Origin of the sequence: Plantibacter sp. MCCC 1A11337, from assembly GCF_013349365.1 — a bacterium.
Taxonomy (GTDB): domain Bacteria; phylum Actinomycetota; class Actinomycetes; order Actinomycetales; family Microbacteriaceae; genus Plantibacter; species Plantibacter flavus_A.
This window is the reverse complement of record NZ_JABJWX010000002.1, coordinates 368,733-382,053: the sequence shown is the minus strand read 5'-3', so window position 1 is coordinate 382,053 and position 13,321 is coordinate 368,733. Positions and strand designations below refer to the sequence as shown.

Genomic DNA, 13,321 nt, shown 5'->3' with positions numbered 1-13,321 from the left:
TCAGGCCCCCGAGCCCGACACCGCCGGTGCCTGAGCTCGTCGAAGGGCACCCCGGCTCCCCACGGCCGACCCCTGAACCCGGCATCACCGGTCCCTGGGCCCAACACCGTCGGTCCCTGCGCCGAACACCACCGGTCCCTGAGCCCAACACCGTCGGTCCCTGAGCCCAACACCACCGGTCCCTGAGCTTGTCGAAGGGCGCTCTACGATCGATGTATGCGCATCCGTCTCGCCGAACCCGCCGACCTGCCTGGCGTCCTCGCCATCCACACCGACGCCGTCGCGAACGGTGTCGCGATCTGGACCGAGGTCACACCCGACCTCGCCGAGCGCGAGGCATGGCTCGCCCGCCACCAGGACCCGGGCCGGGTCGCGCTCGTCGCCCTCGCCGACGGCCCCGACGACGCCCTCCCCGAGGGTGACGTCCTCGCCTACGGCAGTTACGGTCCGTACGCCGCGAAGGACGGGTACCGCCACACCGTCGAGAACTCCGTGTACGTGCACCCGGACGCACAGGGGCGCGGCCTCGGCAAGGCGCTCATGGTCGAGTTGCTGGAACGCGCCACGGCCGACGGCCACCACGTCATGCTCGCCCTCATCGAGGCGGAGAACACCGCATCGATCGCCCTGCACACGAAGCTCGGGTTCGAGCAGGTCGGCCTGCTGCCGGAGGTCGGGACGAAGTTCGGCCGCTGGCTCGACCTCGCCATCCTGCGCCGCACGCTCGCCTGAGCGGGATCTACGAACCCGAACGGGCGATCACGACCCGGGCGACCGCACCCGCGGCGAGTTCCGCGGTGTGCGGCTCGGACGCGCCGGTCAGGACGACCCGGACCGGTGTCTCGCCGAGGTTGCCGAGGATCACGACGGTCTCGCCGGCGGCGTCGACGGCGGCGATCGCGGTCACACCTGCCGGCGAGACGGGCGACCCGGCACCGGGCGACACCCCGCCGACCTCGACCTCGACGCGCCGTCGGCCGCTGAGCTCGGCGATCCACCCGAGGGCCCGGCCCGCGGCGGTGAGCGTGCCGTCGGCCGCGACGAGCCCACGCGGTCCGGTCGCCTCGAAGTACGACAGCGACTCGACACCGGAGACGGCCAGGGCCGCAATACCGCCGACGACCCAGGCGCCGAGCGCCTCCGCCGACTGCCGCTCGTCCGTGGCGCCGGGCACGTGCTCCGCGCCGAAGCCCGCGCGGAGTTCCGGGTCGCGGGAGTCACCCGCGCTCGCCCGGGTGGTGGCGACCGCGTTGTAGCGGGCGCCGAGCGTGACCGGCCCGACGTGCAGCGAGCGGCCGTCGGCGATCCTCACGGCGTCCGCCACGACGACGGCCTGCATCCCGAGCGACTCGACGAGCTGGTGCCCGCCGCGGTCGTGCATGAACGGCGTGATGCTGAACGCCACGGGGCCCGTCCAGCGCTCGAGGCGCGCGTGGTTGCGGTTGAGCTCCGTGAAGTGCGCGCGCGTACCGCCGACGAGCTCGGGGTGCGGCGTCGGGACCTCGGCCCACAGGGTTCGCAGGACCTCGCCGACCGCGGTCAACAGCGTGACCTCCGAGAGGTGGGTCCGGCGATGGAACGCCCCGACGCGCACGACCGGCACGGCCGCGTCGCGGAGCCGCCGCAGCACCGGCTCGGCCTCCTCGCCCGTCCCGAGCACGAGCCGGAGGTCGAGGGGCCCGCCGCCGGCCTGGCGCACGGCGCGATCGAGGATGGCCGGCCAGTCCTGGTTCGTCGGGTCGATCTCCACGAGGATCCCGGCGATCGTGTCCGGGACCACCGCACCAGCGCGTCCGCCATCGGGGTCGCTCGACACCGAGGTCGAGATCGTGGGGACGACACTGTCGCGTGGCGCGCCGATCCGCCCTTCGACAGGCTCAGGGACCGGGTCCTCTCGTTGCCCCGCGAGCTCCGTCTCGGGCACGACGGTCACGGCGAGCGGCGTCGCCAGTGGGGCGTCGGCTGGCTCGGCAGCGCCGACCCGTGCGCAGCTGACCTCGACGGACTGCTCCACGACGTCACCGACCGTCAGGGCGACGGGGAACGGCAACGACAGCGGGGTCGAGTAGGTCTTGAACGAGGCGTCGGTCCAGTTGCGCTGGTCCTCCATCTCGAAGACGTCACCGCTGAAGCGGACCGTGGTCGCGACGCGGTCGCCGGTCCAGGCGAGGGACCCGATGCGGATCGCCGGCTGATGCGGAGCGACTCGTTCCGGGAGGCGCACGGTCGTGGTGGACCCCTCCGGGTGGCCGACGACGAGCTCGGTGCCGGCGAGCGCCGGTGACTGCAGCACGATGAGACCGATGCGCGCGCGCCGGAACGCGGCGGTCACCTCGGCCCGGACGGCGACCCGGAGTGTCGACGCTCCGAGGTCGACCGACAGGGACCAGGCGACGGTCTCGCCATCGTCGCCGACCCGGCCGCGCAGGTGCAGGCCGCTCGTCGTGCGGTCGACCGCGTCGACGATGACGGGCAGCGTCTTCCAGTCCTGGTCGCGGACGACGAAGCGGATGCTGCGCAGCACGGGCTCGCCGTCGAAGGCGATGTCGTCGAGCTCCGAGCCGCGGAGCGAGGCCGACCATGGCCCTCGGCCGACGGCGAGGGCGTCGCGCTCGCGGTCGAGCAGGAGGTCGGATGCGACGCGGAAGGCGGTTCCCGAACGCGAGGTCATGATCGTCGGCTCAGAGGCTCGTCATGCCGCCGTCGACCCGGAAGGTCGCTCCGGTGGCGAAGCTCGACTCGTCGCTGGCGAGGTACACCATGATGCCCTCGACGTCCGAGGCCTGGCCGGGACGACCGAGCGGGATGCGCCCGACGATGGCGGCACGCGACTCCGGGTCGCCGGAGATCGCGGTGACGAGCGGGGTCTCCGTGTAGCCGGGGACGACGGTGTTCACGCGGATGCCCTGATCGGCGTAGGCCGCGGCGACGGTCCGCCCGAGGCCGTGGATCCCGGCCTTCGTGGAGCTGTACGCCGTGAAGTCGGCGCCCTCGCCGTTGAGACCGGTCGGGCTCCCGGTCAGGATGATCGAGCCGCCGCGGCCGAGCATGGCGCGGACGGCGTGCTTGGTCGTGAGGAAGGTGCCGGTGAGGTTGATGTCGACCGTGCGCTGCCAGACCTCGAGGTCGAGGTCGGCGATCTTCGCGTCCTGGCCGAAGAGCTGCACGCCGGCGTTCGCGACGACGACGTCCGGGGTTTTCCCGGCGGCGTCCATGACCGCGAAGGCGGCCTCGACGCTCGCTTCATCGGCGATGTCGAGTCGCACGGCGATGGCGGTCGGGAAGGGTGCCGCCGCATCGCGGGCGGCCTGGATGTCGCGGTCGGAGAAGACGACGACGGCGTCCTCCCGCGCGAACCGTTCGGCGACCGAACGTCCGATCCCCGATCCGGCACCCGTCACGAGCGCGGTCTTTCCTGCAAGTCGTCCAGTCATCGTCGCCTGTCTCTCGTGCGGTGTTGCGGGGGTGGTGTCTCGGGTGTCGCAATGGCTGTCGCGGGTGCGACATCGGGTCGTCTGCAGCCTATCCGGCACAACCGGTTGACCGCATGTGACGTTCGCAATTCAGGACGGCCGCGGCGCGCCGACCCGGATCGGGGGAGGGAGCGGGCCGACGCACCGGGCACGTCCTGAATTGCGAACAGTTGGGGAAGCGGGTTACCGCTCGATCTTGTCGAGGTGGAGCATGGCGGCGAGGTTCTTGTCGAGCTCGTCGTCCTGGAAGACCTTCTTCCAGTCGTCCTTGATGATCGCGCTGCGGCCGTAGTCCATCGCGATGAGGCACGCGTCGGAAAACGGGTTGTCGCCCTTGAGCGAGTTCGCGAGGGCGACCTGCGTGTGGCCGAGGAGGATCGCACGAGCGGCCGGCTCCGGCACGCCCATGGTGTTGACGGCCTCGTCGAGCGACTCCTTGAGGAGCGCACCGATCATGCAGGCGATCGTCTCCACGAGGGTCGGCTCGAGCTGCGCGAGCTGCTTGACCGTGACCCAGTGGACCTCACCGACGGGGGCGAAGATCGCCCGGACGACGGCCTCGACCTGCGCCTGCTTCTCAGCGTCGTCGGACTCGATCGCCGCGATGGCGTCCTGGAGGGCGGCGATGCCGCCGAAGGTGTCCGCGTACTCCTCGGGCGTGTGGCGCTCGACGAAGACGGAGGGGTGGCAGGGGTGCGTGACGGCCTGGATGACGTCGTCGCGACGGGTCAGCAGACCCGCGTACGCGGCGGCCGGGTCGAGCGTGAGGAGCACGGCGCCCGACTTCATGAGCGGGACGACGCCGGCGGACACGGCCTTCAGGGCGAGGTCCGGGACGGCGAGGATGACGACGTCGGCGTCGGTGACGGCCGCGTCGGTCTCGGTGAGCTCGCGACCGGCCTCGGTCACACGCTCCTGGCCGGCGGGCGACACCTCGCTGTAGAAGACGGTGTGGCTGGTCTTCACGAGGTTGTTGGAGACGCGCATGCCCATCTTGCCGCCCGCGCCGATGACGGCGATGGTGAGCTGGTCCGCGACGGTGGTGGTGTCGGTCATGATCTTCCTTCTCTCAGGTACTGCAGGTTGTGTGCGGTCCACGTGCGCTCGAGCTCGATCGTCTCCGTGATGGAGTCCCCGAGCGGGAGCCAGTGTTCGATGATCTGGTTGACGCCGCGCTCGTCCGGTCGGACGACGGCGGTGAGGGCTGGATAGTCGAGCAGGCCGGTGCCGAGCGGGGCACCCTCGAGGGTGAAGCCGACCCAGCCGCCCCGGCGGGTGAACGCGAAGTCCTTGACGTGGATGTTGCGGACGTACGGAGCGGTGCGCTCGATGACGTCACTCGGGTGCTCGAGCCGGGCGACGGTGTTGGCGGGGTCGAGGCAGATGCCGAGGTTCGGGTGGTCGACGGCGGTCACGAGGTCGACGAGCTCCTGCGACGACAGCTGCTCGTAGGTCTCGAGTGCGATCGTGACGCCGGCCGCCTCGAACGCCGGAAGCACCGCGCGGAGTCGATCGACGGCGTCCGCGTGGGACGGCCGGTCGTCGCCGGAGGTCGCCATGCTGCGCAGGAGCTTCGCACCCAGCACGGTGGCGATGTGGAGGAAGCGCTCGAGGTGCGCGACCGCGATCCCCTTCGTCCCGAGTTCGAGGGTGACCCCGCGCTCGCGGGCGACCTCGGCGATCCGGCGCAGTTCATCGTCGGACATCGACTCGATGCGGGCGTCGTCGCAGATCTGGAAGAGCTCGACGCCGGCGTCGGCCGTGCGCTCGATCATGCCGATGACGCTCAAGCGCTCGGGAGCGAGCTCGGAGCCCTCCCAGAAGAAGGTGTAGGTGCCGAAGCCGATCATGCTGTCCTCGGTCCCTGAGCCTGTCGAAGGGTGCCATCCTGAGCCTGTCGAAGGGTGCCATCCTGAGCCTGTCGAAGGGCCTCGTCGAGCACGGCCTCGAGCGCCGCGACGTCGTGGGCGAAGCGTCCGAGGAACACACCGTCGACGTCGTCTCCGAGCGCGGTCAGCAGACCGGGACCCGCACTGCCGCCGTAGATGACGGAGCTGCCGACCCGGTCGGCGCGCTCGGCGATCGATCGCTTCAGGATCGCGCCGACAGCTCGCACGTACTCGGCAGACGCGGGTTCAGCCGCACCGATCGCCCACACGGGCTCGTAGGCGACGATCACCGGTCCCGCCACAGCGTCGGCGAGCGCGGAGTCCAGCTGGCGCACGCACTCCGTCGCAGCCGCCTCGGGCGTCGTGCGCTCGACCTCGCCGATGCAGAGGACCGGTGAGAGTCCGTTGCGGAGGGCCGCGGTAGTCTTCTCGGCGACGACCTCGTCGGTCTCGCCGAAGAGCGAGCGGCGCTCCGCGTGGCCGACCTCGACCACGGTGACGCCGACCTCGGCGAGCTCGGGGCCGCCGACCTCACCGGTGAACGCGCCACGGTCCGCGCTCGCGAGGTCCTGCGCTCCGACCAGCACGCCCGTCCCGGCGAGGGCCGCCACCGACGGCGCGACCGCGAGGTAGCCGGGGATGACGAACAGTCGCACGCGACCATCGACCACGGCCTCGTGCCGACGGGCCAAGGCGCCCACCTGCTCGATCCACTCGAGGGTCTGCGCGTGGCCGAAGTACATCTTCAGGCTCACGCCGACCACGCGGGGCGCGGTCGTCATGGGCACGGCCGACGGGGACGGGGTGGTCATCAGCAGGAGCCCGTCGCCTCGTACTCACCGATGACGGCGACCTTCTCGGCGCTCGCGCTGGTCTCGTCGAAGCGGTAGGTCAGCCACTCGCGGACGAGGCGGCGGGCGAGCTCGATGCCGATGACGCGCTGGCCCATCGTGAGCACCTGCGCGTTGTTGCTGAGGACACCGCGCTCGACGGAGAAGCTGTCGTGTGCCGTGACGGCGCGGATGCCGGCGACCTTGTTGGCGGCGATCGCGACGCCCAGGCCGGTGCCGCAGAAGAGGAGCGCGCGGTCGGCCTGGCCGGACGCGACGAGCTCGGCAGCGGCGATCGCGACCCGCGGGTAGGCGGTGTGGCCATCGGCGTCCACGCCCACGTCGACGAGCGAGGCGACACCGTCGTGCTGCTCGAGGTCGCGCTTGACGATCTCCTTGTAGTCGAACCCGGCGTCATCCGACCCGATGACGATGCGCAGCTGATCGGTCATGCGTGTACTCCTTCGTTGGTGGTGCTGGTGGAGCCGTCCGGCGTAGTGGTGCCGGCGGCGCGCTCGAGGACGGGGACGATCGCCGTGACGATGAGGCCGAACGAGTAGGCACCGGCGTCGACGGTACCGAGACTCTTCTCGGCGTGCGGACGGGCCCGGCCCATCTTGGGCAGGAGGTCCGCGGTCTCAGCGGCAGCGGTGGAGGCAGCCGCAGCGGCGGTCGTCCAGGCCGCGATGAGGTCGGAACCGTCGGCGACGGCTGCACTCAGGGTGGTGGTGAACGGCACGAGCGCGTCGACCATCGTCTTCTGTCCGACCTCGGCCTTGCCGAACGACATGATGCCGTCGACCGCGGCCTGCACGCCGGTCGCGACGTCGGTGCGGTCGGGTGCGACCTCGTCACCGAGGGCGGTTCCGACCGAGCGGAGCGCGAGGCCCCACAGGGCGCCGGACGTGCCGCCGGCGCGGTCCGCCCAGGCGTCGCCGGCCAGGTGCAGGACGGTGTGGGCACCGGCCCCGGCATCGGCGGCGGCGTGTGCGGCGGTGACGGCGGCACGAGCACCGCGCTGCATGCCGATGCCGTGGTCGCCGTCGCCCGCGACGGCGTCGATCCGACCGAGCTCCTCGACGTTCGTGTCGATGACCTGGACGAGCGCGTCGAGGGCCTCGACCACGACCGCGGCGGCGGCCCGGGACGCGTCGGAGGCGGCGGGGATCTCGGCAGCCGTCTCGGCGACGATCTCCGAGGGGTCGAGCTGTTCGGCCGCTGCGACGACGCCCTTGCGGTAGGCGGGGGTGTCGGCGCCGGCCGCCCAGAAGCCCTCGAGCTCCTCGTCCAGCCAGAAGAGCGTGAGCGAGACGCCGGCCATGTCGAAGCTCGTGACGAGCTCGCCGACCTCGGGGTCGACGATCTCCACCCCTGCGGCCTCGAGCTGCGCGGCGACCGCACGGTAGACGACGAACAGTTCCTCGTACTTCACCGAGCCGAGGCCGTTGAGGATGACGCCGACGCGAGCGCCGGTGGCCTCGGAGACGCCCTCGGGCAGTTCCGCGAGCAGCGAGGAGACGAGCAGGGTGGCGAGTTCATCGGCCGTCGGCACGTCGGTCTCGTCGATGCCGGGCTCGCCGTGGATGCCCATGCCGACCGCCATGCGCCCCTCGGGCACGGTGAACAGCGGCTCGGTCGCGCCCGGCAGGGTGCAGCCGCTGAACGCGACGCCGAAGGACCGGGTGCGCTCGTTCGCGTGGGTGGCGACGCGGACGACCTCGTCGAGGTCGTAGCCCGCCTCGGCGGCGACGGCGGCCGACTTGAAGACGGTGAGGTCGCCCGCGATACCGCGACGCTTGTGTTTCTCGGCGAGGGGTGCGCTGGAGATGTCATCGGTGACGGCGACGCTCCGAGTGGGGATGCCCGCTGCGTTCAGCGCGTCCTGCGCCTGGGTGAAGTGGAGCACGTCGCCCGCGTAGTTGCCATAGCTGAGGAGGACGCCACCCCCGCGTTGCGCCGCCTTCGCGACCGACTCGACCTGGTGGGCGGAGGGTGAGGCGAACAGGTTGCCCATCGCCGCGCCGTGCGCGAGGCCCTGGCCGACGATGCCGCCGAACGCCGGGTAGTGGCCGGAGCCACCGCCGATGACGAGCGCGACCGTGCCCTCGGGCGTCCGGGTGCTCCGGACGACGCCGCCGGTCACGCGCCGGACCTGGTCACGGTTCGCGGCGACGAAACCGTCGATCATCTCGTCGGCGAACTCCGCCGGGTCGTTGAAGAGGCGCGTCATCGGGTCTTGCCCGTGAGGTCGTCGTGGGTGACCCGCAGCTCGCGAGAGCTCCGCTGCTTGGAGAGGATCACCATGAGCGTGGCGGAGATCATCATGAAGCCACCGACGATGAACATCGGGACGACGTACTGCGGGGTGTCGCCGACCTTGGTGAGGTCCGCGACGGCGCCGGTGATGTACGGCGCCGAGAACCCGGCGAGGTTGCCGACCGTGTTGATGAGCGCGATACCCGCGGCCGCTGCCGCACCGGTGAGGAACTGCGTGGGCAGCGTCCAGAAGTTCGGCAGCGCGGCGAAGATCGCCATGGCGGTGACCGCGATGATCGCGATGGTCAGGGCGGGCGAGTTGGCGAAGAGCGCGAGCGGGATGCTCACGGCGCCGACGATCGCGGGGATCACGATGTGCCAGGTCTTCAGGCCACGACGCGTCGCGTCACGAGACCAGAAGTACAGGGCGATGGCGGCCGGCACGTACGGGATGGCCGTGATGAGACCCTTCTGCATGACGTCGAACTCGACCCCGAACGACTCCTGGAACCCGGCGATGATCGTCGGCAGGAAGAAACCGAGTGCGTAGAGGCCGTAGATGAAGCCGAAGTAGATGAACGCGAGCATCCAGACGCGGCCGCTCTTGAAGGCGTGCTTGATGCTGACGTGGCCCTGCTTCTGCTCGGTGGTCGCCTTCTCGTGGGCGAGCGCCGCGGTGAGCCAGGTCTGCTCCTCGGGGGTGAGCCACTTGGCCTCGGACGGACGGTCCTTGAGGTAGAACCAGGCGATCACACCGATGATGATGGCCGGTGCACCGACGCCGAGGAACATGAAGCGCCAGCCCTCGAGACCGAAGAACACGCCGTGCTGACCGATGAGCCACCCGGCGAGAGGTGCGCCGATGACGGTGGTGAGCGGCTGCGCCAGGTAGAAGAGGGCGAGGATCTTGCTGCGGTGCTTGGCCGGGACCCAGAGGCTGAGGAAGAGGATCGCTCCGGGGAAGAAGCCGGCTTCGGCGACACCGAGCACGAACCGGAGGATCGCGAGCTGCTCGAAGTTGGCGACCCAGGTGAACAGGACCGCGACGATACCCCAGGTGACCATGATGCGGGCGAGCCAGCGGCGGGCACCGAACTTGTTGAGCGCGAGGTTGCTGGGCACCTCGAGCAGGATGTAGCCGATGAAGAAGACGCCGGACGCGAAGCCGAACTGGGCGGCAGAGAGCGCGAGGTCCTCGTTCATGCCGTTGGGGGCGGCGAAGCCGATAGCGGTGCGGTCCAGGTAGTTGATGAAGAACATCAGCGCCACGAACGGCACGAGACGGATCGAGACCTTCCGGATGGCTGATCGCTCGACAGCCGGGTTGGCCGCGGGGGCGGTGGTGTCCACTATGACTCCTCGGGTGGGCGGCATCGATGCCGCGGGCAGGGCGTGGTCCGGGCCGGACCGGAATGAACGATACATCAACCGGTTGACCAATTCAAGCGTCGCCGGCCCCCGAGCACCCCTGCCGGTCCCTGAGCTTGTCGAAGGGCCGCGATACAGTGAACCCATGCCTGCGTTCCCGGATCGGCCGACCGACGACATCTCGTCCAGCCTCGGACCGGTCGCCGTGGGATCCGCCGTCTCCGCCGTCGCGAAGCGCCTGCTCGACCACTTCACGAGCGGTGAGATCGCCCCGGGCACCCGCCTCCCACCGGAGCGTCAGCTCGCCGCGTCCCTCGGCATCGGGCGGTCCGCCGTCCGCGAGGCCCTGGCGGCGCTCGAGATCCTCGGCGTCGTCGACGTCCGCCCGGGCAGCGGCACCTACCTCCGCGGCAGCGTTTCCGAGCTCCTCCCCGAGACGCTCAGCTGGGGCCTCATGCTCGGCGAGCCGCGGACCCGCGAACTCATCGAGGTGCGCGGTCAGCTGGAGGTCTTCGCCGCCGGCCTCGCCGCGACACGCATGGACGACATGGCACGCAACCGGCTGCGCAACCACCTCACCGCCATGAGCGAGGCGGGCGCCAATCGCACCAAGTTCATCGAGGCCGACCTGAAGTTCCACCTGGAGCTCGCCTCGGCCACCGGGAACCGCGTGCTCTCCGACCTCCTGCAGAGCATCCGCTCGCTCCTCCGCATCTGGGTGGAGCGCGGCATCCACGAGGACGTCGACGCCCAGCGCGCCTTCGAGGAGCACGAGGCCGTCTACGAGGCGATCATGTCGGGCGACCCCGCGGCGGCCACGGCTGCGATGCAGCACCACATGGACACCGCGACCGAGCGCCTCAACCGCACCCTCACGGCGTAGCACTTCGACAGGCTCAGTGACCGGGGTTCGGGTCAGTGACCGGGGTTCGGGTCAGTGACCGGGGTTCGGGTCAGTGACCGGGTCTGGTCCCTGAGCTTGTCGAAGGGCGGTCAGGCGCGGATCGCCTCGACGACCGCGTCCACCGCGGCCTCGACCGCGCGCGTCCGCGCGTCGGCGTCCTCGCCCTCCGAGTCATGGAGGAAGGTCGTCACGCCGCGGCGAGCGCCGCAGAAGTCGACGATGCCGTGCTCGAGCTGCGTCCGCATCGCCTGCTCGTAGCCGTGGCGGTCGTAAACCCCGGCGTCGTCGCCCGCGATCGGCACGAGGTGCACGCGCAGGCGGTCGAGCTTCCGGACGATCCCGCCGTCCGCGTCGAGGCCGAACGCCCAGCCGTTGACGAAGACGCGGTCGAACCAGCCCTTGAGGAGCGCGGGCGTCGACCACCAGTACACCGGGAACACGAGCACGAGGTCGGTGGCCCGGTCGAGCCGCTCCTGCTCGGCGGCCACGTCCGGGGTGAAGTCCCCGCCGACGCGGTAGGTGTGGCGGTCCGCGAGCGTGTACCGCGGGTCGAAGCCCTCCGCAGCCAGGTCCGCGACCTCGACGCCGGCCGGGTCCGAGGTCGAGCGCAGCTCCTGCGCGAGCCGCTGGGCGAGGTGATGGGTGAGGGAGTCGGGGTCGGGATGGGTGGTCACGATGAGCGTCGGCACACTCCATCATCGCCTGCATCGAGCGAGGGATCCGCCGTTCGGCACCCTCTGCAGGATGACCGGGGTCCTTCCGGCGACTGATGCCGACGGCGCGGCGAGCGCCCTACAGTTGTCGGAATGAGCGGGTGGACATGGCAGGCGTGGGTCGGACTCGTCGGCGGCACGGTGATCTTCTTCGCCGTCCTCGGTCCTCTTCTGCTCGTGCAGCTCCGTCGCTACGGCCAGATGTCGCTCCCTCGGGTGATCGGTGCTGCGGCGGTCAGCGTCTACGCGGTGGCCCTCGTGGCGTACACGCTGCTGCCGCTGCCGGACGAGCGCGCGAACTGCAGCACGGCCCACGGGGCGCTCGAGCTGATCCCCGGGCACTCGATCGGTGACATCGCACGGGAGACCGCCGGGCTCTCGGTCCTGAGCACCCTGACGAGCCACGCGTTCCTCCAGGTCGTCCTGAACGTGATCCTGTTCATCCCGTTCGGCGCCATTGCGCGGCGGTACTGGAACCGTGGGCTCGGTGTCTCCATCCTGCTCGGGGCGCTCGTCTCCCTGCTGATCGAGTCGACGCAGTACACGGGCATCTGGGGCTTGTACGAATGCGCCTACCGGGTGGCGGACGTCGACGACGTGATCACGAACACGGCCGGGGCCGCGATCGGAGCACTCATCGCCCCGATCGTCCTCGGGTGGATGCCGAGCGCGCGGGCCCTGCGCGCCACCCGCGACCGGGCGCGACCCATCACCGTCTGGCGACGCTGGTTCGGCATGGTCCTCGACGCGTTCGCCGTGAACCTGTCGATCACGGTGCTGTCGCTCGTGTTCGTCGTCCCACGCGTCCTGCTCACAGGTGCGACCGGGACCGCCGACGACCCGACGCTGCCCGAGGTGCTCAGCATCGGCGCTGGCACGGTCGTCCTCGTGATCGTGTTGCCGGCGCTCATCGGGAGCGGTGCGTCGCTCGGGCAGCGCCTCGTCTGGCTCGCTCCGGAGTGGCCGGACGGACGCGGATCGGCGGCTCGCCGCCTCTACCGCGGGTCCGTCGTTGCCCTGCCGTACACCGCCACGACGACCGCCGCGCAGATACCCGACGCCACGAGCGGCCTCACGCAGACGATCGTCGGGATCATCGGGATCCTCAGTTTCATCATCGTCGCCGCGGCCGTCGTCTCCGTACCGTTCACCCGGCACCGCCGCGGCGTCTCGTACGTCTCCGTCGGCGCGGACCTGCGCGACGCACGGGCGACGACGCCGTAGCGCTACAGCAGGAGATCAGCGCCGCAGCCGGACGCACTCGCTCGAAGGCTCCTGCCCGGGGGCGGACCTCCTGGTGGCGCGTCGGCCGCTCGGCGCCTAGAGCTCGGTACCGAGGAGCCCCGACAGGAAGGCGTGGAGCTCGTCCGCCATGTCGACCGACTCCGGCGCGAGCAGCCACTGCACCTGCAGCCCGTCCATGAGCGCGAGGGTCATGAAGGCCGCGCTGGTGGTGGAGAAGCCGGCCCGCACGCGTCCTGTGGAGACGAGCAGCCCGAAGGTGCGCTCGAGCCGCGTGCGGGTGCCCTCGTAGCGCTCGACGAAGTAGTCGTGCGCCGGGTGATCGGGCGACGTCGCTTCCGCCGAGAGCGTGCAGTAGAGCGCGACCACGCCGGGCACGGAAGCGTTGTAGCGGGCGAGTGCGACCAAGCCCCGGAGCGTCTCGATCGGGTCGTCGCCGTCCATCGGCACGAGCGTCGCCGAGAGGTCGTCGCGGTGGGAGAGCACCGCGGCGAGCAGCGCGCTCTTGTTCGGGAAGTGATGCAGCAGTCCGGCCTCGCTCATCCCCACCTGCGTGGCCACCTCCCGGAGCGAACCCGCGCGATATCCCCCGTTGGCGAAGACGGCGAGCGCGGCGTCGAGGATCGCGACGCGCTTCATACCGGTT

The 13,321-nt window shown here is 70.8% G+C and carries 13 protein-coding genes; 3 read left to right on the top strand and 10 right to left on the bottom strand.

Annotation, left to right across the window (positions count from 1 at the left end; genetic code table 11):
* Positions 1 to 216: 216 nt before the first annotated feature.
* A complete protein-coding gene (locus HOW07_RS09090; protein ID WP_175116717.1) occupies positions 217 to 732 on the top strand; it encodes a GNAT family N-acetyltransferase in 516 nt (171 codons plus the stop codon).
* 7 nt (positions 733 to 739) lie between these two features.
* Here HOW07_RS09090 and HOW07_RS09085 read toward each other — a convergent pair whose 3' ends face one another.
* The 8 genes from HOW07_RS09085 to HOW07_RS09050 form a co-directional block, all read right to left on the bottom strand.
* Positions 740 to 2,671 (bottom strand): hypothetical protein, encoded by a 1,932-nt coding sequence (locus HOW07_RS09085; protein ID WP_175116716.1) that lies wholly within the window; start codon positions 2,669 to 2,671, stop codon positions 740 to 742.
* A 10-nt stretch (positions 2,672 to 2,681) separates the two neighbouring features.
* Positions 2,682 to 3,434 (bottom strand): SDR family NAD(P)-dependent oxidoreductase, encoded by a 753-nt coding sequence (locus tag HOW07_RS09080; RefSeq protein ID WP_121293071.1) that lies wholly within the window; start codon positions 3,432 to 3,434, stop codon positions 2,682 to 2,684.
* A 222-nt stretch (positions 3,435 to 3,656) separates the two neighbouring features.
* Entirely contained in the window at positions 3,657 to 4,529 is an 873-nt protein-coding gene (locus HOW07_RS09075; protein WP_079704514.1) for a phosphogluconate dehydrogenase C-terminal domain-containing protein, read from the bottom strand.
* Entirely contained in the window at positions 4,526 to 5,323 is a 798-nt protein-coding gene (locus HOW07_RS09070) for a sugar phosphate isomerase/epimerase (protein WP_121293067.1), read from the bottom strand. Before HOW07_RS09070 ends, HOW07_RS09075 begins: the two co-directional genes overlap by 4 nt.
* The gene (locus HOW07_RS09065; RefSeq protein ID WP_175116715.1) at positions 5,320 to 6,174 is read right to left on the bottom strand and encodes a triose-phosphate isomerase family protein; all 855 of its coding nucleotides are present in this window, start codon (positions 6,172 to 6,174) and stop codon (positions 5,320 to 5,322) included. The genes HOW07_RS09070 and HOW07_RS09065 overlap by 4 nt, the downstream gene beginning before the upstream one ends.
* The gene (locus HOW07_RS09060; protein ID WP_064295405.1) at positions 6,174 to 6,644 is read right to left on the bottom strand and encodes a ribose-5-phosphate isomerase; all 471 of its coding nucleotides are present in this window, start codon (positions 6,642 to 6,644) and stop codon (positions 6,174 to 6,176) included. Before HOW07_RS09060 ends, HOW07_RS09065 begins: the two co-directional genes overlap by 1 nt.
* Entirely contained in the window at positions 6,641 to 8,422 is a 1,782-nt protein-coding gene (locus HOW07_RS09055; RefSeq protein WP_175116714.1) for a dihydroxyacetone kinase family protein, read from the bottom strand. The genes HOW07_RS09060 and HOW07_RS09055 overlap by 4 nt, the downstream gene beginning before the upstream one ends.
* Positions 8,419 to 9,822 (bottom strand): MFS transporter, encoded by a 1,404-nt coding sequence (locus HOW07_RS09050; RefSeq protein ID WP_121293280.1) that lies wholly within the window; start codon positions 9,820 to 9,822, stop codon positions 8,419 to 8,421. The genes HOW07_RS09055 and HOW07_RS09050 overlap by 4 nt, the downstream gene beginning before the upstream one ends.
* A gap of 139 nt (positions 9,823 to 9,961) precedes the next feature.
* On the opposite strand from HOW07_RS09050, the gene HOW07_RS09045 reads away from it, so the two are divergent.
* Positions 9,962 to 10,699 carry a FadR/GntR family transcriptional regulator gene (locus HOW07_RS09045; protein WP_064295407.1) on the top strand — a complete coding sequence of 246 codons (738 nt, stop codon included), beginning with the start codon at positions 9,962 to 9,964 and terminating at the stop codon, positions 10,697 to 10,699.
* A gap of 110 nt (positions 10,700 to 10,809) precedes the next feature.
* On the opposite strand, the gene HOW07_RS09040 is transcribed toward HOW07_RS09045, so the two are convergent.
* Positions 10,810 to 11,409, bottom strand: coding sequence for an NAD(P)H-dependent oxidoreductase (locus HOW07_RS09040; RefSeq protein WP_079000636.1), 600 nt, complete (start codon positions 11,407 to 11,409; stop codon positions 10,810 to 10,812).
* A gap of 117 nt (positions 11,410 to 11,526) precedes the next feature.
* Here HOW07_RS09040 and HOW07_RS09035 point away from each other — a divergent pair, with 117 nt between their 5' ends.
* A complete protein-coding gene (locus HOW07_RS09035; protein ID WP_175116713.1) occupies positions 11,527 to 12,657 on the top strand; it encodes a VanZ family protein in 1,131 nt (376 codons plus the stop codon).
* A gap of 96 nt (positions 12,658 to 12,753) precedes the next feature.
* Here the strand turns inward: HOW07_RS09035 and HOW07_RS09030 are convergent, their stop codons facing one another.
* Positions 12,754 to 13,314 carry a TetR/AcrR family transcriptional regulator gene (locus HOW07_RS09030; RefSeq protein WP_254628270.1) on the bottom strand — a complete coding sequence of 187 codons (561 nt, stop codon included), beginning with the start codon at positions 13,312 to 13,314 and terminating at the stop codon, positions 12,754 to 12,756.
* Between the last annotated feature and the right edge of the window lie 7 nt (positions 13,315 to 13,321).